16 protein-coding genes are annotated in these 19441 nt (G+C 61.8%); 7 read left to right on the forward strand and 9 right to left on the reverse strand.

Translation table 11 applies throughout. The features are described 5' to 3' along the window. Window positions 1–34: 34 nt before the first annotated feature. On the reverse strand, window positions 35–586 hold the full coding sequence (locus OO306_RS01690; RefSeq protein ID WP_265967483.1) for a DNA-3-methyladenine glycosylase I: 552 nt from the start codon (window positions 584–586) through the stop codon (window positions 35–37). A gap of 83 nt (window positions 587–669) precedes the next feature. On the opposite strand from OO306_RS01690, the gene glyQ reads away from it, so the two are divergent. Genes glyQ through OO306_RS01710 form a run of 4 tightly spaced genes read left to right on the forward strand, consistent with a single transcriptional unit; the run spans window position 670 to window position 5027 of the window. Next, window positions 670–1617, forward strand: coding sequence for a glycine--tRNA ligase subunit alpha (gene glyQ / locus OO306_RS01695; protein ID WP_027592054.1), 948 nt, complete (start codon window positions 670–672; stop codon window positions 1615–1617). Beyond that, entirely contained in the window at window positions 1614–3665 is a 2052-nt protein-coding gene (gene glyS / locus OO306_RS01700; RefSeq protein ID WP_085272131.1) for a glycine--tRNA ligase subunit beta, read from the forward strand. Before glyQ ends, glyS begins: the two co-directional genes overlap by 4 nt. Window positions 3666–3668: 3 nt before the next feature. After that, window positions 3669–4196: a D-glycero-beta-D-manno-heptose 1,7-bisphosphate 7-phosphatase gene (gene gmhB / locus OO306_RS01705; RefSeq protein ID WP_085272132.1), complete on the forward strand. Its 528-nt coding sequence runs from the start codon at window positions 3669–3671 to the stop codon at window positions 4194–4196. Window positions 4197–4256: 60 nt separating this feature from the next. Then, a complete protein-coding gene (locus tag OO306_RS01710) occupies window positions 4257–5027 on the forward strand; it encodes a 1-acyl-sn-glycerol-3-phosphate acyltransferase (protein ID WP_027592057.1) in 771 nt (256 codons plus the stop codon). 180 nt (window positions 5028–5207) lie between these two features. Here OO306_RS01710 and OO306_RS01715 read toward each other — a convergent pair whose 3' ends face one another. Together OO306_RS01715 and OO306_RS01720 are read right to left on the reverse strand one after the other, a co-directional pair. Further along, on the reverse strand, window positions 5208–6827 hold the full coding sequence (locus tag OO306_RS01715) for an MFS transporter (RefSeq protein ID WP_027592058.1): 1620 nt from the start codon (window positions 6825–6827) through the stop codon (window positions 5208–5210). Window positions 6828–6924: 97 nt separating this feature from the next. Then, a complete protein-coding gene (locus OO306_RS01720; protein ID WP_265967484.1) occupies window positions 6925–8571 on the reverse strand; it encodes a GMC family oxidoreductase in 1647 nt (548 codons plus the stop codon). Window positions 8572–8731: 160 nt separating this feature from the next. Here OO306_RS01720 and OO306_RS01725 point away from each other — a divergent pair, with 160 nt between their 5' ends. Beyond that, entirely contained in the window at window positions 8732–9619 is an 888-nt protein-coding gene (locus tag OO306_RS01725) for a LysR family transcriptional regulator (RefSeq protein ID WP_027592060.1), read from the forward strand. On the opposite strand, the gene OO306_RS01730 is transcribed toward OO306_RS01725, so the two are convergent. The 3 genes from OO306_RS01730 to OO306_RS01740 are packed head-to-tail and all read right to left on the reverse strand — an operon-like array spanning window position 9608 to window position 12627. Next, window positions 9608–10426: a sulfite exporter TauE/SafE family protein gene (locus tag OO306_RS01730; RefSeq protein ID WP_265967485.1), complete on the reverse strand. Its 819-nt coding sequence runs from the start codon at window positions 10424–10426 to the stop codon at window positions 9608–9610. The genes OO306_RS01725 and OO306_RS01730 overlap by 12 nt on opposite strands. After that, window positions 10423–11703, reverse strand: a complete 1281-nt coding sequence (locus OO306_RS01735) for an FAD/NAD(P)-binding oxidoreductase (RefSeq protein ID WP_265967486.1) — start codon at window positions 11701–11703, stop codon at window positions 10423–10425. The genes OO306_RS01730 and OO306_RS01735 overlap by 4 nt, the downstream gene beginning before the upstream one ends. A 39-nt stretch (window positions 11704–11742) precedes the next feature. Continuing rightward, the gene (locus OO306_RS01740; RefSeq protein ID WP_265967487.1) at window positions 11743–12627 is read right to left on the reverse strand and encodes an MBL fold metallo-hydrolase; all 885 of its coding nucleotides are present in this window, start codon (window positions 12625–12627) and stop codon (window positions 11743–11745) included. 222 nt (window positions 12628–12849) lie between these two features. Between OO306_RS01740 and OO306_RS01745 the strand changes: the two genes are divergently transcribed. After that, a complete protein-coding gene (locus OO306_RS01745; protein WP_265967488.1) occupies window positions 12850–14151 on the forward strand; it encodes a sigma-54-dependent Fis family transcriptional regulator in 1302 nt (433 codons plus the stop codon). A 140-nt stretch (window positions 14152–14291) separates the two neighbouring features. Next, a complete protein-coding gene (locus OO306_RS01750; protein WP_186679306.1) occupies window positions 14292–14714 on the forward strand; it encodes an RcnB family protein in 423 nt (140 codons plus the stop codon). Between the two features lie 69 nt (window positions 14715–14783). Here the strand turns inward: OO306_RS01750 and gyrB are convergent, their stop codons facing one another. Genes gyrB through dnaN form a run of 3 tightly spaced genes read right to left on the reverse strand, consistent with a single transcriptional unit; the run spans window position 14784 to window position 19431 of the window. Beyond that, window positions 14784–17204: a DNA topoisomerase (ATP-hydrolyzing) subunit B gene (gene gyrB / locus OO306_RS01755; RefSeq protein WP_027592066.1), complete on the reverse strand. Its 2421-nt coding sequence runs from the start codon at window positions 17202–17204 to the stop codon at window positions 14784–14786. A gap of 4 nt (window positions 17205–17208) precedes the next feature. Next, entirely contained in the window at window positions 17209–18312 is a 1104-nt protein-coding gene (recF, locus tag OO306_RS01760; RefSeq protein ID WP_027592067.1) for a DNA replication/repair protein RecF, read from the reverse strand. A 15-nt stretch (window positions 18313–18327) separates the two neighbouring features. Beyond that, window positions 18328–19431, reverse strand: coding sequence for a DNA polymerase III subunit beta (dnaN, locus tag OO306_RS01765; RefSeq protein ID WP_085272137.1), 1104 nt, complete (start codon window positions 19429–19431; stop codon window positions 18328–18330). Window positions 19432–19441: the final 10 nt, after the last annotated feature.

The following is a 19441-nucleotide window of genomic DNA, read 5'->3' on the forward strand; positions in this document are numbered from 1 at the left end:
TTCCTTATTTCAGCAAGGCGCGCATTGTACCCCGTCAGCGCGCCAAGGCGGCGTAGCGATCACAATCGGTGGTGTGGTCCATGACCATACCGGTGGCCTGCATGAAGGCATAACAGATGGTTGGGCCGACAAACGTAAAGCCGGCTTTTTGCAGGGCCTTGCTCATTGCCTTGGCTTCATCAGTAACCGCCGGCACGTCGCTGCGAGCCGTGAAATGGTTGACCTTGGGCGTGCCGCCCACAAACGACCAGAGCCACTCGGCCGGGTTATCCACAGCCAGCCAGGCCTGGGCGTTGCGCCGGGCCGCCTTGAGCTTGAGGCGGTTGCGGATGATGCCGGCGTCGAGCATCAGTGCTTCGATCCGTTCATCGCTCATCTGCGCCAACTTCACCGGGTCGAAGCCATGCATCACCTCGCGATAACGCTCGCGTTTACGTAAAACCGTGATCCATGACAGCCCCGCCTGGAACCCTTCGAGCAAAAGCATCTCGAACAGCAACGCCGGATCACGCTGCGGTGTTCCCCATTCCTGGTCGTGGTAGGCCTGGTACAACGGATCGTCGGTACACCAAAAGCAGCGTGGCATAAGGCTCCAATGAGTAGAGGGCGAGGCGAATCAGGTTATACTCCCGCTCTTTACATCCGCATCCCCAGATACAGGTGAATTTCGTGAGCCAGCCTACGCCAGCCGTGCGTACCTTCCAAGACCTGATCCTCGCCCTGCAGAACTACTGGGCAGCTCAAGGTTGTGTGGTGCTTCAGCCCTACGATATGGAAGTAGGCGCCGGCACTTTCCATACCGCCACGTTCCTGCGCGCCGTCGGCCCAGAGACCTGGAACGCCGCCTACGTGCAGCCTAGCCGTCGCCCTGCCGACGGGCGGTATGGCGAAAACCCAAACCGCCTGCAGCACTACTACCAGTTCCAGGTGGTGCTCAAGCCGAACCCGGCCAACTTCCAGGAGCTGTACCTCGGCTCGCTGAAAGCCATTGGCCTGGATCCGCTGGTCCACGATATCCGTTTCGTCGAAGACAACTGGGAATCGCCAACCCTCGGCGCCTGGGGCCTGGGCTGGGAAATCTGGCTCAACGGCATGGAGGTGACCCAGTTCACCTACTTCCAGCAAGTGGGCGGCATCGAGTGCTACCCGGTCACCGGTGAAATCACCTACGGCCTCGAACGCCTGGCCATGTACATCCAGGGTGTCGATTCGGTCTACGACCTGGTATGGGCCGATGGCCCGTTCGGCAAGGTTACCTACGGCGACGTGTTCCACCAGAACGAAGTCGAGCAGTCGACCTACAACTTCGAACACGCCAACGTCGAGAAACTGTTCGAGCTGTTCGACTTCTACGAAAGCGAAGCCAACCGCCTGATCAAGCTGGAGCTGCCGCTGCCGACCTACGAAATGGTCCTGAAGGCTTCGCACACCTTCAACCTGCTCGACGCCCGCCGCGCCATCTCGGTGACCGAGCGCCAGCGTTACATCCTGCGCGTACGTACCCTGGCCCGGGACGTGGCGCAAAGCTATCTGCAAGCCCGCGCACGCCTGGGCTTCCCGATGGCCACCCCTGAATTGCGTGACGAAGTGTTGGCTAAGCTGGAGGCTGCACAATGAGTGCTCAAGATTTCCTGGTAGAACTGGGCACCGAAGAGCTGCCACCCAAGGCCCTCGCCAGCCTGGGCGACGCCTTCCTGGCCGGTATCGAGAAAGGCCTGCAGGCCGCTGGCCTGAACTACGCCAGCAAATCGGTATACGCCGCGCCGCGCCGCCTGGCCGTGCTGATCCGCCAGCTCGACGTGCAGCAGCCTGACCGCAGCATCAACATCGACGGCCCGCCCCTGCAGGCTGCTTTCAAAGACGGCGAGCCGACCCAAGCGGCCCTGGGCTTTGCCAAGAAGTGCGGTGTAGAGCTGTCGGAAATCGACCAGAGCGGCGCCAAGCTGCGTTTCTCCCAGCACATCCCGGGCAAGGCCACTACCAGCCTGCTGCCGACCATCGTCGAAGACTCGCTCAACGACCTGCCGATCCCCAAGCGCATGCGCTGGGGCGCCAGCCGCGAAGAGTTCGTGCGCCCAACCCAGTGGCTGGTGATGCTGCTTGGCGACCAGGTCGTCGACTGCACCATCCTCGCCCAACAGGCCGGCCGTGAGTCCCGTGGCCACCGCTTCCACCACCCGGAAAACGTGGTTATCACCACCCCGGCCAACTACGTCGAAGACCTGCGCAAAGCCTACGTGCTGGCCGACTTCGCCGAGCGCCGCGAGCTGATTGCCAAGCGCACCGCCGAACTGGCCCTCCAGCAGGAAGGCAGCGCCATCGTGCCGCCGGCGCTGCTGGACGAAGTGACCGCGCTGGTCGAGTGGCCAGTGCCGCTGGTGTGCTCGTTCGAGGAGCGTTTCCTCGACGTGCCGCAAGAAGCCCTGATCACCACCATGCAGGACAACCAGAAGTACTTCTGCCTGCTGGACAGCGAAGGCAAGCTGCTGCCGCGCTTCATCACCGTGGCCAACGTCGAAAGCCGTGACCCGAAGCAGATCATCGAAGGCAACGAAAAGGTCGTGCGCCCACGCCTGACCGATGCCGAGTTCTTCTTCAAGCAAGACAAGAAGCAGCCGCTGGAAACCTTCAACGAGCGCCTCAAGAACGTGGTGTTCCAGGCTCAACTGGGCACCGTGTACGACAAGGCCGAGCGTGTTTCCAAGCTGGCCGCGTTCATTGCCCCGCTGATTGGCGGCGACGCCCAGCGTGCCGCGCGTGCCGGCCTGCTGTCCAAGTGCGACCTGGCCACCGAGATGGTCGGCGAGTTCCCTGAGATGCAGGGCGTTGCCGGTTACTACTACGCGCTCAACGATGGCGAGCCGCAAGACGTCGCCCTGGCCCTGAACGAGCAGTACATGCCGCGCGGCGCTGGCGCCGAGCTGCCAGAGACCGTCACCGGTGCTGCCGTGGCGATCGCTGACAAGCTCGACACCCTGGTCGGTATCTTCGGCATCGGCATGCTGCCAACCGGTAGCAAAGACCCGTACGCCCTGCGCCGCGCCGCGCTGGGCGTGCTGCGCATCCTGATCGAGAAGCAGCTGGACCTGGACCTGACCGGTGCGGCCGAGTTCGCGGTCAAGCAGTTCGGTGCCAAGGTCAAGGCTGCCGGCCTGGCTGAGCAAGTGCTGGAGTTCATCTTCGATCGCCTGCGTGCACGCTACGAAGACGAAGGCATCGACGTGGCCACCTACCTGTCGGTACGTGCCCTGAAGCCGGGCTCTGCCCTGGACTTCGACCAGCGTGTGCAGGCCGTGCAGGCGTTCCGCAAACTGCCGGAAGCCGAAGCCCTGGCCGCGGTGAACAAGCGCGTATCGAACCTGCTGAGCAAGGCCGAAGGCGCCATCGCCGAACAGGTCGAGCCGAAGTACTTCGACAACGCCAACGAGTTCTCCCTGTACTCGGCCATTCAGCAGGCCGACCAGGCCGTGCAACCGATGGCCGCTGCGCGTCAGTACAGCGAGTCGCTGGCCCGCCTGGCAGCCCTGCGTGACCCGGTCGACGCCTTCTTCGAGGCGGTGATGGTCAACGCCGAGGACGCCAAGGTCCGCGCCAACCGTTATGCCCTGCTCAGCCGCCTGCGCGGTCTGTTCCTGGGTGTGGCCGACATCTCGCTGCTGGGGTAAGCCTTGAAACTGCTGATTCTCGATCGAGACGGGGTGATCAACTATGACTCCGACGCTTACATCAAGTCGCTGGAGGAGTGGATCCCCATTCCCGGCTCGGTCGAGGCCATCGCGCAGTTGAGCAAAGCGGGCTGGACGGTGGCCGTAGCCACCAACCAGTCCGGCATTGCCCGCGGCTATTACCCGGTGCAAACCCTCGAGGCCATGCACGCGCGCCTGCGTGCGTTGGTGGCCGAGCAGGGCGGCGAAGTGGGCCATATCGTCTATTGCCCACATGGCCCGGATGAAGGCTGCGCTTGCCGCAAGCCCAAGCCGGGCATGCTGCGGGCGATTGCCGAGCACTACCAGGCCGACCTTGGCGGCGTGTGGTTTGTCGGCGACAGCCAAGGTGACCTTCAGGCCGCTCTGGCCGTCGGTGCACAACCGGTGTTGGTGAAAACCGGCAAGGGCGAGCGGACCCTGGAAAAAGGTGTCCCTGAAACTACACTGATTTTCGACGATCTGGCAGCTATCGCCAGAGAACTAATTTAAACAGTGCGCCTTAGGGCGCATTTTCTCAGGCGGGCACGCCCCGCAACGGTACATGCCACTATGTCGATCCTGCAGGCGATCAGAATCTTTCTTTTTTACCTGCTGCTGGGCACCAGCTCGTTGCTGTGGTGCTCCCTGAGCTTTTTTGTCGCGCCATTCTTGTCGTTCCCCAAGCGTTACACGTTCATCAACGTGTACTGGTGCCGTTGCGCGTTATTTTTGACCCGCACCATCCTTGGCATCGATTACAAGATCACCGGCGCCGAGAATGTGCCGAATGAGCCGTGTGTGATCCTGTCCAACCATCAGAGCACCTGGGAGACCTTCTTCCTTTCCCAGTACTTCTCGCCGCTCAGCCAAGTGCTCAAGCGCGAGCTGCTGTACGTGCCGTTCTTCGGCTGGGCCATGGCCATGCTGCGGCCCATCGCGATCAACCGCGACAACCCCAAAGAAGCCCTGCGTCAGGTCGCCAGCCAAGGTGATGAACTGCTCAAGCAGGGTGTGTGGGTGCTGATCTTCCCAGAGGGCACCCGCGTGCCGTTTGGCACGGTCGGCAAGTTCTCCCGTGGCGGTACCGCGCTGGCGGTCAATGCCGGCCTGCCGGTGCTGCCCATTGCGCACAACGCGGGCAAGTTCTGGCCCAAGGCTGGCTGGGGCAAGCGTGCCGGCACCATCGAGGTGGTGATCGGTGAGCCGATGTACGCCAACGGCACCGGCCCTCGTGCAATTGCCGAGCTCAATGACCGCGCCGCCGCCTGGAACGAGGCCACGCAAAGGGCCCTGGGTTCGCTGCCACCCGCGGCTGAAAAGCCACAGGAGCAGACTGCTTGAGTTTCTGTGGATAACTTGTGAGCAGTTTTTCTGCGATCTGTTCTATGTATGCAGTAAGTGATTGAATTAGCTGTTTATTTCTTCACATGACAGATTTGCGAAAAACGTGCATAAGTTTTTTCGCGGCATAAAAAAACCGGCTTTTAAAGCCGGTTTTTTTATGAGTGAACCTGAGGTATGTCAGACCTTGTCGATGTCCACGTCCTTGGTTTCTTTCAGGCAGAAAATCCCCACCACCAGGCTGATGCCGGTCACCAGCACCGGGTACCACAGCCCGTAGAAGATATCCCCGGTATACACCACCAGCGCGAACGACACCGTCGGCAGGAAGCCACCGAACCAGCCGTTGCCGATGTGGTAGGGCAGGGACATCGAGGTATAGCGGATACGGGTCGGGAACAGCTCGACCATCACCGCCGCCAGTGGGCCATAGGTCATGGTCGCGATCAGGATCATCGCCACGATCAGCACCACCACCATCACCTCGTTGACCTGCCCCGGATCAGCCTTGGCTGGGTACCCCGCCTGCTCGATCGCCGAGCGCATGGCGGCGTCGTCGAAACCATTGATGGTCTTGTCGCCAATGTTGACCACCACCTCGCTGCCAGCCACGCTCACCGAGCTGTACGGCAGGCCCTGCTTGACCAGGAACGTCTTCACCTTGTCGCAGGGGCTGTCGAAGCGCGCCTTGCCAACCGGGTCGAACTGGAAGGTGCAGCCCTGCGGGTCGGCGGTCACGACGATCGGTGCCTGGCGGCTGGCGGCGTCGATCTGCGGGTTGGCGTAATGGCTGAGCGCCTTGAACAGCGGGAAGTACAGCACCGTCGCCAGCAGCAGGCCGAGCATCAGAATCGGCTTACGCCCGATACGGTCCGACAGCCAACCGAAGAACACGAAGAACGGCGCGCCGATCACCACACTGATGATCAGCAGCGTGTTGGCCTGGGCGGGGTCCATCTTGAGCATCTGGGTCATGAAGAACAGCACGTAGAACTGCGCGGTGTAGAAGGTCACCGCCTGGCCAGCATTGATGCTGAACAGGGCAGTGAGCACCACCTTGAGGTTCGGCCAGGAGGTGAACGACTCGCGGATCGGCGATTTGCTGATCTTGCCCTGGGCCTTCATTTTCACGAAGGCAGGCGACTCATGCATGCTCATGCGAATCCAGGTGGAAATCGCCAGCAGGAAAATCGACAGCAGGAACGGCAGGCGCCAGCCCCAAGTTTCGAACTGGTCACCACTGATGTAACGGCTGCCCAGTACGACCAGCAACGACAGCAGCAGGCCCAGGGTGGCGGTGGATTGAATGAAACCGGTATGGAAGCCGCGTTTACCCGGCGGGGCATGCTCGGCCACGTAGGTGGCCGCGCCACCGTACTCGCCCCCAAGCGCCAGGCCCTGCAGCATGCGCAGGATTACCAGGATGATCGGTGCCGCAATACCAATGCTGGCATAGGTGGGCAGCAGGCCGACGGCAAAGGTCGACAGGCCCATCAGCACGATGGTCACCAGGAAGGTGTACTTGCGCCCAATCATGTCGCCCAGCCGGCCAAACACCAGCGCACCGAAGGGGCGAACCAGGAAGCCGGCGGCGAAGGCCATCAAGGCAAAGATGAAGGCCGTGGTGTCGTTGACCCCAGCAAAGAACTGCTTGCTGATGACCGCCGCCAGCGCGCCATAGAGAAAAAAGTCATACCACTCGAAAACCGTCCCGAGGGATGACGCGAAAATGATCTTTCTTTCTTCACGACGGCTGGCGCTGCTGGCCGTCGCACCCTGCTCTTGGATGTAATCCGACATCGTTGCTGTCCTCGGCCCACAGGCCACAGTGATTATTCTTTTTGTTCCACTGTCGGCAGCCTCCGACCGCAAGCTGCCGGTGTTGCACGCACCCGGGTCAGGGCGTCGGTATTGCGTCTTCGTTTAGGTAGGTCTGGGTCGCAGCTCCTTTGAGGATAAGTTGCGCCGCCTTTTCGGCGATCATCAGCGTGGGTGAACAGGTATTGCCGGAGGTGATCTGCGGCATGATCGAGGCATCCGCCACCCGCAAGCCGGGGATGCCATGCACCCGCAGCTGGTTATCCACAACATCCTCTGGGCCACTGCCCATACGGCAGGTGCCCACGGGATGGAAGATGGTGGTGCCAATCTTGCCAGCGGCCTCGAACAACTCGTCTTCGCTTTGCAGGGCAGGGCCCGGCAGGTATTCCTGGGGGTCGAAGGCCGCGAGGGCAGGGGCCTGGACGATGCGCCGCGTCATGCGGATGGCGTCTGCGGCGACCCGCAAGTCCTGTGGGTCACTGAGGTAGTTAGGGTCGATCAGTGGCGCGCTGTGCATATCAGCGGCGCGGATGTCGATGCGCCCGCGGCTGAGCGGGCGCAGGTTGCACACCGAAGCGGTGAAGGCCGGGAAGCGGTGCAATGGCTCGCCGAACCGCTCCAGCGACAAGGGCTGCACGTGGTACTGCAAGTTGGCCGTGGCATGTTCGGGGCTGGAGCGCACGAACGCCCCCAACTGGCTAGGCGCCATGGCCAGCGGGCCGCTGCGGTCATAGAGATAACGCAGGCCCATGCCCATCTTGCCCCACAGGCTGTTGGCCATCTGGTTCAAGGTACGGGTGTTGCGGATCTGGTAGATCAGGCGCAATTGCAGGTGGTCCTGCAGGTTGCCGCCGACACCGGGCATGTCATGCCGCACGCCAATGCCCAAGTCTTCGAGCAGCTTGCGCGGGCCGATGCCAGACCGTTGCAGGATCCCCGGCGAGCCGACGGCGCCGGCGCACAGAATGATCTCGCGACGGGCAGCAAACTCATGCCAGGCACCTTGCCAGCGGGCTTTTACCGCACGGGCACGGGTGTTGTTGAGCAGTACCTGATCGACTTCTACACCGGTCAGTACCGTCAGGTTCGACCGGCTGAGCACGGGCCGAAGAAACGCCTTTGACGCGTTCCAGCGCACGCCACTGCGCTGGTTGACCTGAAAGTATCCACAGCCCTGATTGTCACCGGTGTTGAAGTCGTCGGCCTTGGCGATGCCACTTTGCTCGGCCGCCTCGCGGAACGCATCGAGGATCGGCCAGCTGTAACGCTGGCGCTCGACCCGCCATTCGCCGGCAGCGCCATGGTGCTCGCTGTCACCGGCAAAATGGTTTTCACTGGCCTTGAACAGTGGCAGTACGTCCTTCCAGGCCCAGCCTGGGTTGCCTTGCTCGGCCCAGTGGTCATAGTCGGCCGCCTGGCCGCGCATGTAGATCATGCCGTTGATCGATGAACAACCGCCCAGCACCTTGCCCCGTGGATAACCCAGGCTGCGACCACCCAGGCCGCTTTGTGCTTCGGTCTTGAAGCACCAGTCAGTGCGTGGGTTGCCGATGCAGTAGAGGTAGCCGACGGGGATGTGGATCCAGGGATAGTTGTCACGGCCACCCGCTTCCAGCAGCAGCACGCGGCAGGAAGGGTCGGCGGACAATCGATTGGCCAGCAGGCACCCGGCTGGACCGGCGCCCACGACCACGTAGTCGAAGACAGAATCGGCTGATGGCATGTGCAACCTCGCGCCTGATTATTGTTCTTGTCCCGAACCATCTTATTGATTAATTTCGCTGTGGAAACACGAGATTTCGCGCAGCCGCTGTGCGTTTTAGCACAGTGACATGTCTGCTTTGGCCATCGCCGGCCAGAGTGAACAGCCCAAAAGGATCAGCATGTTCGACTGGAACGATCTGCGGTTTTTCCTCGAGTTGCAGCGCAGCGGCCGTTTGCTCACTGCCGCCAAACGCCTCAATACCACCCACAGCACCGTCGCCCGGCATATCGAGAGCATCGAGAAAAGCCTGGGCACGCCACTGTTCGTGCAGCATGCCCAAGGCTACGACCTGACCCCGTCCGGGCAGGCCCTGCTCAAGCACGCCGAAGCCATGGAAAACGTCGCCTTGCTGGCGCAGGAAGAAATCACCCAAGCCATCACCCCGCTGGGCAAGATCCGCCTGGGGGTGACCGAAGGCATTGGCATCATGTTCTTCACCCCGCGCATGAACGCGCTGTTCGAGCGCTACCCAGGCCTTGAGGTGGAACTGGTGGCGGTGCCGCGCTTCGTCAGCATCCTCAACCGCGAGGCGGAAATCAGCATCCACCTGGAGCGGCCCAACGCCGACTTGCTGATCACCCGCAAGCTCACCGACTACCGCCTGGCGCTCTACGCCAGCCAAGCGTACCTCGACCGCGCACCGCCGCTGCGCAACCGCGAAGACCTGGCTCGGCACAGCTGGATCGGCTACGTCGATGACCTGCTGTTCAGCCAAGAGCTGCTGTTTCTCAATAGTTTCTGCCGCGCGCCCAACGTGGCGTTTCGCAGCACCAGCGTGATCGCCCAGCAACACGCGGCGCGCGCGGGCCTTGGCATTGCCGTGCTGCCCAACTTCATGGCGCGCCATGACCCGACGCTGGTCCGGGTGCTGCCCAGCGAAACCATCCAGCGCAGCTATTGGATCTGCACCCGTCGCGAGCTGCACAAGTCGGTGCGCCTGCGGGTAGTGTGGGACTACCTGCTGGCGCTGTGTGCCGCCGAACAGGGCGAGCTGCTAGCCCAGTAGCGCCTTGCCGGCCAACAGCAGGGCGGCCGCCCAACCGGCCACGGCAAACATCTGCTGCAAGCGCGGCCCGGCGAGTTTGGCTGCCAATGGCCGCGCCAGCAGTAAACCGATCACCGCACCGAGCGCAAACGGTGCGCCGACCTGCCAGTGCATCACCCCCGCCAGGCTGGCGCTGACCACGCTCCCCGTGGACACCAGCGCAATCACCGCCAGCGAGGTCGAGACGATGCTGGCCATGCGCAAATTGGTGTAGCGGTTCAAGGCGGGGATGATCACAAACCCACCGCCCACGCCCAGCAACCCGGACAGCAACCCCGACAGCGCGCCGGTAAAGGCCAGGGCGCGTGCGCAGGGCAACGTCCAGCGCAAACGGCCCTGCAGCGGGTTGAGCACGCAGGGTTCGATGTAGCGATGAGCATCGTTGGCTTCACCGCGCAGCTCCCTGGCCGCCTTGCGCCAAATGCGCAGGCAGGCGTAAACCAGCACGCCGGCGAATACCAATGCCAGCGGCGTATTGGGCACACGGTGCGCCAGCATCAGCCCGAAGGGCGCGACCGCGATGCCGATCAGGGCGATGAACAACGCCGCTCGGTAGCGCACCAACCCCTGACGCAAACCCAGCACTGCCCCCACGGCGGCAGCAAGGCCCACCGCCAACAGGCCGACTGGCGCCGCCTCGGCCATCGACAGGCCAAGGCCAAACACCAGCAATGGCACCGCAAGAATACCGCCCCCCGCGCCGGTCAAGGCCAGCACGGCACCGATGACCGCCCCCAAGCCTGCGCCCAACAGTTGGTGTTCGATCACTGTTTGGCCTCAGCTACCAATGGCTGCGGCCGCGCCAACCATTCACGCCCCTTGAGCATGCCTTTCCAGTACAACGGCGGCAGTACCCGCGCCTTCAGCAACCAGGCCAGGCGCGTCGGCCGTCGGCCATCGAGCAACCAGCGTGGGAAGCTCGGCGCCACTTTGCCGCCGTAGGTGAACTCGGCCAGCACGATCTTGCCGCGCTCGACAGTCAGCGGGCATGAGCCATAGCCGTCGTACATGGCGAGGGTAGGGAGCCTGCCCAACGCCACCAGCACGTTATTGGCCACTACCGGCGCCTGCTTGCGCGCTGCCGCAGCAGTCTTGGCATTACTGGTGTTGGCCACGTCGCCCAGGGCATGGATATTGGTGAACTTTCGATGGCGCAAGGTCTGCGGGTCGACGTCGACCCAGCCCGCGCTGTCTGCTAACGGGCTCTCGCGAATGAAGTCTGGCGCCACCTGCGGCGGCACCACGTGCAGCATGTCGAAGGCCTCGACACGGGTTTCAGTGCTGCCGTCGGCCAAGGTACGCACGAACGTCGCGCGCTTGCCGGGGCCATCCACCGCCACCAGTCGATGGGCGTAGTTAAGGTCCACGGCGTACTTGTCGATGTAAGCCATCAGTGCGGGCACGTAGTCGGCCACGCCAAACAGCACGGCACCGGCGTTGAAGAAACTGGCTTTCACATCCCCCAAATGCCCGTGGCGCAGCCAGTGGTCGCAAGACAGGTACAGCGCTTTCTGTGGCGCACCAGCGCACTTGATCGGCATCGGCGGTTGGGTGAACACGGCGCGGCCCTGCTTGAGCTGCTGCACCAGTTGCCAGGTGTACGAGGCCAGGTCGTAGCGGTAGTTGGAGGTCACGCCGTTACGGCCCAGTGTCTCGCTCAGGCCGTCGATGGCCTGCCAATCGAGTTTCAGGCCTGGGCAAACCACCAACTGTTCATAGCTGATAGCGCGGCCATCTTCGAGTACGACCAACTGGCCCAAGGGGTCGAAGCCCTGCACGCGCGCCTTGATCCAATGCACGCCACGGGGAAGGGTCGAGGCCATGGTGCGCGCCGTGTCTGGCGCCTTGAACACACCGGCACCGACCAGGGTCCAGCCGGGCTGGTAGTAATGCACGTCGGCGGGGTCGATCAGGGCGATATCCAGTGACGGATCACGGCTGATCAGGCTGGACGCGGTGGCGATACCGGCAGCACCGGCACCGACGATCACCACTTTGTGGTGGTCGGTATTGAGCGTGTTGGCAGGGTGGAGCAAGGCAGGCATGGCGGTATTTCCTGGAAATCTCGTTATGGGTAAAAGCGGTTAAAGCGTGTTCAAAGGAATCTTCAGGTAGCTAACGCCATTGGCCTCGGGCTCAGGGAAGTGGCCGCTGCGCATGTTGACCTGCACCGAGGGCAGGATCAGCACGGGCATGTCGAGGGTCTTGTCGCGGGCTTCGCGCATGGCCACGAAGCTGTCTTCGTCGATGCCGTGGTGAATGTGGATATTGCTGCCACGTTGCTCGGCCACAGTCGTGACGTATTGCATGTCGCGCCCGCCCGGCAGGTAGTCGTGGCACATGAACAACCGGGTCTGGTCGGGGAAGGCCAGCAGGCGGCGGATCGAGCGATACAGGGTGCGGGCATCGGCGCCGGGGAAGTCGCAACGGGCCGTGCCATAGTCGGGCATGAACAGCGTGTCACCGACGAACACCGCCTTTTCACCGCCATCCTCCACCAGATAGCTCATGCAGGCGGGGGTGTGCCCCGGCGTGTGCAAGGCACGGGCATACAGGTTGCCGATACGGAAACCTTCCTCATCCTCCAGCAGGACATCGAACTGGCTGCCATCCCGGGCAAAGCCGGGTTCGGCATTGAACAGCGCGCCAAACACTTTTTGCACCTGGGTGATCTGCGCACCGATGGCGGTGCTGCCGCCGAGCTTATCCTTCAGATAGGCCGCTGCCGACAGGTGGTCTGCATGCACATGGGTTTCCAGTACCCACTGCACCTCGGCATCGAGCGCCTTTACCCGGGTGATCAACCGGTCTGCCGAGGCGGTGCAGGTGCGCCCCGACTTGGGGTCGTAATCCAAAACGCTGTCGATCAACGCGCATTTGCGCGTCTCGCCGTCCATGAGCAGGTAGCTGATGGTCGAGGTCGCCTCGTCGAAGAAGGCTTCCACGTGAAGGTTGTTACCGATGATCATCACGTTCTCCAAAGTTTCCTACGCCCCCTATAGAGGCGTAGGCAGTGACCGGAAGTTTATCAAGATGCATGCCAGGGTTTTTCACAGGCCTTGGCCAATGAATACGGGCCGGGCTGGCGCTTGCCTGGCAACATGGCAGCCACGTTGGCAGTCGACTGTCAGCCAATGGCAGTGTTTGGCAGTCCTTGCTACCCTCCGCCGGGTTATCACATCGGTGCCGTCATGCCTGAGCCTCATCACATCATCCTAGCGTTGGTTTCCTACCTCGAACACGATGCCCTGCCCACCATCGTGCTGGACACGGACTACAACATCCTCGCAGCCAACGCGGCCTACCGTCGCCAGTTCGGCCGAGACCAGCAGGCGCCGCTGGGTGAAAAATGCCACAAGGTCTCGCACCACTATGCCGTGCCGTGCGACCAGGCCGGCGAGCATTGCCCCATGCGCAAGGCATGGGACAGCAAGGTGCCGGAACGTGTGCTGCACATTCATCACACGCCACGCGGCCCTGAGCATGTGGACGTCGAGCTGCGGCCGATCCTGGATGAGCAGGGCAGGGTGGTCGCCTTTGTCGAGCGCCTCACCACCATCACGCTCGCCGCGGCGCAACCTCAGCAGCAGGGCTTGGTAGGGCGGGCGCCAGCGTTCAAGGCAGCATTGGCCAGCCTGCAGCGCGCGGCCCCCGCGCAAATCCCAGTGTTGCTCCAGGGCGAATCGGGTACCGGCAAAGAGCTGTTCGCCCGCGCCCTGCACATGGGCAGCCCGCGCGCAAACGGGCCGTTGGTCGTGGTCGACTGCACCGGCTTGACCGAGTCGCTGTTCGAGAGCGAGCTGTTCGGCTACGAGAAAGGGGCGTTCACCGGCGCCAACCAACGCAAGATCGGCCTGGCCGAAGCCGCACATGGCGGCACGTTGTTCCTCGACGAAATCGGCGAAGTGCCGATGGCCATGCAGGTCAAGCTGCTGCGCCTGATCGAGTCCGGCAGCTTCCGCCCGGTGGGCAGCCTGCGGACCGTGCACTCGGATTTCCGTTTGGTCTCGGCCACGCACAAGCCGCTCAAGAAAATGGTCGCCGAAGGTACGTTCCGTGAGGATCTGTATTACCGCATCAGTGGCTTTCCTATACGGCTGCCTGCCCTGCGTGAGCGCGTGGAGGACCTGCCATTGCTGGTCGAAAGCCTGCTCCAGCGTATGGCTGGGCAGCCCGCGCCCAGGTTGGCCGATGACGCATTGAAGCACCTCGGGCTGCATCCGTTCCCGGGCAATATCCGCGAGTTGCGTAACATCCTTGAACGGGCACGGCTGTTTGCCGATGACGGGCTGATCCGTCCCGAGCACCTGCCTGACGACATCGGCCCACCGGTTGCACCCGGCGCGACCAGGGGCCGAGGCCATAGCGACCTGAGTGAGCTGGCGCAGGCGCTGGAGCAGTTTCAGGGCCCACGCAGTGAGCTGGCGCGCCACTTGGGCATGAGTGAGCGCACGCTCTATCGACGCCTGAAGGCACTGGGCCTGGGCACGTAGGCAGTCTAGGCCTTGCCCACCTTTACCTGACCTTTACCTCGAGCCAAGGAGTAGCTTGGCAAAACCGCTGTCTGATCCGTTAACCGCCCCAGGCGAACCGAACTTGCGCTGGGCATTAACATGCAGAGGATCAGCAACACATGAAGAAAACCCTGACCGTGCTGTGCGCCGCGCTGATGTTCAGCGCGCCGCTGGCCAGCTTTGCTCAACCGGGCCCACCCCCGGGGCATGACAACGGCCCCTCCCATCAGGGCAACACACCGCATGGCAACGGCCAGCACGGCAAACAGCCGCAGGGTCGGCCGGGTAACGGCCATGCGCCAGCCCCTTACCAAAACCCGAACTTCCGTCCACAGCCGGGTATGCCGATACCGCATCAACAATGGCAACGCGGGCATGCCGTTGACCCCCATTACCGCGGCGACCGCTACTGGGTAACCGACTGGCGTGCACGTCACCTCTATGCGCCACCGCGTGACCACCGTTGGTTGGCTGTGAATGGCGACTACGTGCTGGTGGCGATTGCCAGTGGGGTGATCGTGAACATTCTCAGCGGCTACTGACCCGCCGTATCGCACGCATAAAAAAGCCCGCTTTCGCGGGCTTTTTCATGTCGTTCAACCTACACCTGATCAGAAGTCCAGGTTCGATACCGACAGCGCGTTGCTTTCGATGAACTCGCGGCGAGGTTCCACTGCGTCGCCCATCAAGGTGTTGAAGATCTGATCGGCAGCGATCGCGTCTTCGATGGTGACCTTGAGCATGCGGCGCACGGTTGGGTCCATGGTGGTTTCCCACAGCTGGTCCGGGTTCATCTCACCCAGCCCTTTGTATCGCTGGATGGTGTGGCGCTTGGTGCTTTCGTTCATCAGCCAGTCCAGGCCTTCCTTGAACTCGACGATTGCCTTGCGGCGCTCGCCACGCTGCACATAAGCACCTTCGCCCAGCAGGCTGGCCAGCTTGGAACCGATGTTGACCACGGTACGGTAGTCGTTGCTGCCGAAGAAATCGCGGTTGAAGGTGATGTAGCTGGCCAGGCCGTGGGAGGTGATTTCCACTTCCGGCAGCCAGACATTGCGCTCCTTGTCTTCGCGCAGGCTGGCTTGATACGCCAAGCCCGACTTCTGGGTGCTGCTCAGACGCTCCTGGAACTTGGCCAGCCAGGCCTGCATCACAGCGTGGTCGCCCAGTTGCTCCAGGGTAACTTCCGGCAGGTAGATGAAGTGCTCGGTCAGCTCCTGTGGGTACAGGCGCGACAAACGCTTGAGGGTCTTCATCACGCCACGGAACTCGTTCACCAGGCTTTCCAGCTGAACGCCGGAAACCGCTGGCGCCGACTCGTCCAGGTGCAGGCTGGCATCTTCCAGGGCCGATTGGGTCATGTACTCTTCCATGGCCTCGTCGTCCTTGATGTACTGCTCCTGCTTGCCTTTCTTCACCTTGTACAACGGTGGCTGGGCAATGTAGATGTAGCCACGCTCGACCAGCTCTGGCAGCTGACGGAAGAAGAAGGTCAGCAGCAGGGTACGGATGTGCGAACCGTCAACGTCAGCATCGGTCATGATGATGATGTTGTGATAACGCAGTTTGTCGATGTTGTACTCTTCGCGACCGATACCACAGCCCAGTGCGGTGATCAGCGTACCGACCTCCTGGGACGAGATCATCTTGTCGAAGCGAGCCTTCTCGACGTTGAGGATCTTACCCTTCAACGGCAGGATCGCCTGAGTGCGACGGTTACGACCTTGCTTGGCCGAACCACCAGCGGAGTCACCCTCCACCAGGTACAGTTCGGAAAGGGCAGGGTCCTTCTCCTGGCAGTCGGCCAACTTGCCTGGCAAGCCCGCGATGTCCAGTGCACCTTTGCGGCGAGTCATCTCACGCGCCTTGCGCGCGGCTTCGCGGGCACGGGCGGCGTCGATCATCTTGCCGACAACAGCTTTGGCTTCGTTCGGGTTCTCGAGCAGGAAGTCTGAGAAGTACTTGTTCATCTCCTGTTCCACGGCGGTTTTCACCTCCGAGGAAACCAGCTTGTCTTTGGTCTGGGAGCTGAACTTAGGGTCAGGGACCTTGACCGAGATGATCGCGGTCAGGCCTTCACGGGCATCGTCGCCCGTGGTCGCCACCTTGTTCTTCTTGGCCAGGCCTTCCTGCTCGATGTAGCTGTTCAGGCTGCGGGTCAGCGAAGAACGGAAGCCCACCAAGTGAGTACCGCCATCGCGCTGCGGAATGTTGTTGGTGAAGCACAGCAGGTTTTCGTTGAAGCTGTCGTTCCACTGCAGGGCAACTTCAACACCCACACCATCGTCACGCTGGACGTTGAAGTGGAACACCTGGTTGTTCACCGGCGTCTTGTTGGTGTTCAGGTACTCGACGAACGCACGCAGGCCGCCTTCGTATTTGAAGAACTCTTCCTTACCGCTGCGTTCATCCTTGAGCAGAATGCCGACGCCCGAGTTGAGGAACGACAGTTCACGGATCCGCTTGGCCAGGATGTCCCAGCTGAAGTGGATGTTCTTGAACGTCTCAGCCGAAGGCTTGAAATGGATGTGGGTACCGGTCGTTTCGCTGTCACCTACAATCGCCATCGGCGCTTGAGGGACACCATGAACGTAGGTTTGCTCCCAGATCTTGCCGCTGCGACGCACAGTCAGCACCAGCTTCTCGGACAGGGCGTTAACCACGGAAACACCCACACCGTGCAGGCCGCCCGAAACTTTGTACGAGTTGTCGTCGAACTTACCGCCGGCGTGCAGCACGGTCATGATGACCTCGGCTGCGGATACGCCTTCTTCTTTATGCACGTCAACCGGAATGCCGCGACCGTTGTCGCGCACGCTGATGGATTCATCCGTGTGGATGATGACGGTGATGTCATCGCAATGACCGGCGAGGGCTTCGTCGATCGAGTTGTCGACCACTTCGAAGACCATGTGGTGCAGGCCGCTACCATCATCGGTGTCGCCAATGTACATGCCGGGACGCTTGCGTACGGCATCCAAACCTTTCAGCACTTTAATGCTGGAGGAGTCGTACGTTTGATTTTCGCTCATGCCTTCACTCCCGATGGTCGTGGGTCTGGGTGATACGGCCCTGTTCCACGTGGAACAAAGCAACTGGCGTTTCCGTCTGCCAGCCTTCCCTCAGTAATTCGTGATCTACACAGGTGATGAACACCTGGCAGCGTAATTCTTCTAGCAAGCGGCACAATGCGCGGCGGTGTTGCTCGTCCAGTTCTGACGGCAAGTCATCCACGAGATAAATACAGTGACCGCGGCGAGCCTGGCTGACGAGGTGCCCTTGGGCAATGCGTAGCGCACACACCACAAGTTTCTGCTGCCCTCGCGACAGAATGTCGGCTGCGTTATTGGCAGCCAAACGAAGACGCAGATCAGCACGCTGCGGACCGGCCTGGGTGTGGCCCATTTGCTGGTCACGAAGAAGAGAGGAGGCGAGTACTTCGTTGAGTTCCCGGTCCTTGTCCCAGCCTCGGTAATAGCTCAGGGTCAACCCGTCAAGCTCGACCAGTTCGCTCAGGGTTCGCTCGAAGACGGGCTTCAAGGCCTTGATGTAGTTGCGACGGTATTCATCTATTTCCGCGCTGGCCAGGCACAATTCCCGGTCCCAGGCGGCTTGCGAAGCTGGGTCAAGTGTACCATGCCGCAACCACGAGTTCCGCTGCCGGAGCGCCTTCTGCAGACGTTGCCAGGCAGGCAGAAAACGAGGTTCCACGTGGAACACTCCCCAATCCAGGAATTGGCGGCGAATTTTCGGGGCGCCTTCCAACAGCCTGAAACTGTCCGGGTTAATCAGCTGCAGGGGCAGCAACTCGGCCAACTGCGCCGCGCTTTTGGCATTCTGCCCGTCGATACGGATGGTGAAATCACCTTGCCGCTCACGAGATACGCCCAGGTTGCTGGTGCCCCCCGACGTCAACTCAACCTCGCCAAACACGGTGCACGCCGGCTGCTCGTACTGGATGACCGGATTCAGGCGCGTGCTGCGGAAGGAGCGCGCCAGCCCCAGCAAGTGCACAGCTTCGAGCACACTGGTTTTGCCGCTGCCGTTAGCACCGTAGAGGATGTTGATGCGGGGAGAGGGTGAGAGGGTCACCGGGTGCAGGTTGCGCACCGCGGTGACCATGATACGTCGAAGGGACATTCAGTCTGCTACAGGTTACAGACGCATCGGCATGACAACGTAGGAAGAGTCATCATTGCCAGCCTCCTGCAGCAGCGCACTGCTGTTGGAGTCGGACAGAATCAGACGCACCTGCTCGGTCGTCATCACGCCCAGCACGTCCAGCAAGTAGCTGACGTTGAAGCCGATCTCCAGCGCGCTGCCGTTGTAGTCGACGCTGATCTCTTCTTCCGCTTCTTCCTGCTCAGGGTTGTTGGCCTGAATCTTCAGCTGGCCAGCGGCCAGTTGCAGGCGAATGCCGCGGTACTTTTCGTTGGACAGGATCGCGGTACGGCTGAATGCCTCACGCAGCGCCTGACGATCACCGATTACCAGCTTGTCGCCACCCTTAGGCAGAACACGCTCGTAGTCCGGGAATTTGCCATCCACCAGCTTGGAGGTGAAGGTGAACTCGCCGGTGGTTGCGCGAATATGGTGTTGCCCCAGGACGATGCTGACCATGCCTTCCGGATCAGTCAGCAGGCGCGCGAGCTCCAGGATACCTTTGCGCGGCACGATCACCTGGTGGCGATCATCCTGCTCGATGGGCGCGCTCATGGAGCACAGCGCCAGGCGGTGGCCATCGGTAGAGACGGCGCGCAGGGTGTTACGCGACACCTCCAGCAACATGCCGTTGAGGTAATAGCGCACATCCTGCTGAGCCATGGCAAAGCTGGTGCGCTCGATCAGGCGGCGCAGCTTGCTCTGTTCCAGGTTGCAGGTCAGCGAGCCTGGGCCTTCTTCCACCGTCGGGAAGTCATTGGCGGGCAGGGTCGACAGGGTGAAGCGGCTGCGGCCGGCCTTGACCAACAGTTTTTGCTCGTCGACCTTGATATCGATCAGGACGTCGTTTGGCAGGCTTTTGCAGATGTCCATCAGCTTACGGGCCGGGACAGTGATTTCGCCAGGCTCGGCTGGCTCTTCCAGTTGCACGCGGCCTACCAGTTCGACTTCCAGGTCGGTACCGGTCAACGACAGCTGCTGGCCTTGCACAACCAGCAATACGTTAGACAGGACCGGCAAGGTCTGACGGCGCTCGACGACACCGGCGACCAGTTGCAGGGGTTTCAACAGGGCTTCGCGTTGAATGGTGAAATGCATGGTCTAGTCC

Source organism: Pseudomonas sp. DCB_AW (assembly GCF_026240895.1).
GTDB lineage: Bacteria > Pseudomonadota > Gammaproteobacteria > Pseudomonadales > Pseudomonadaceae > Aquipseudomonas > Aquipseudomonas kermanshahensis.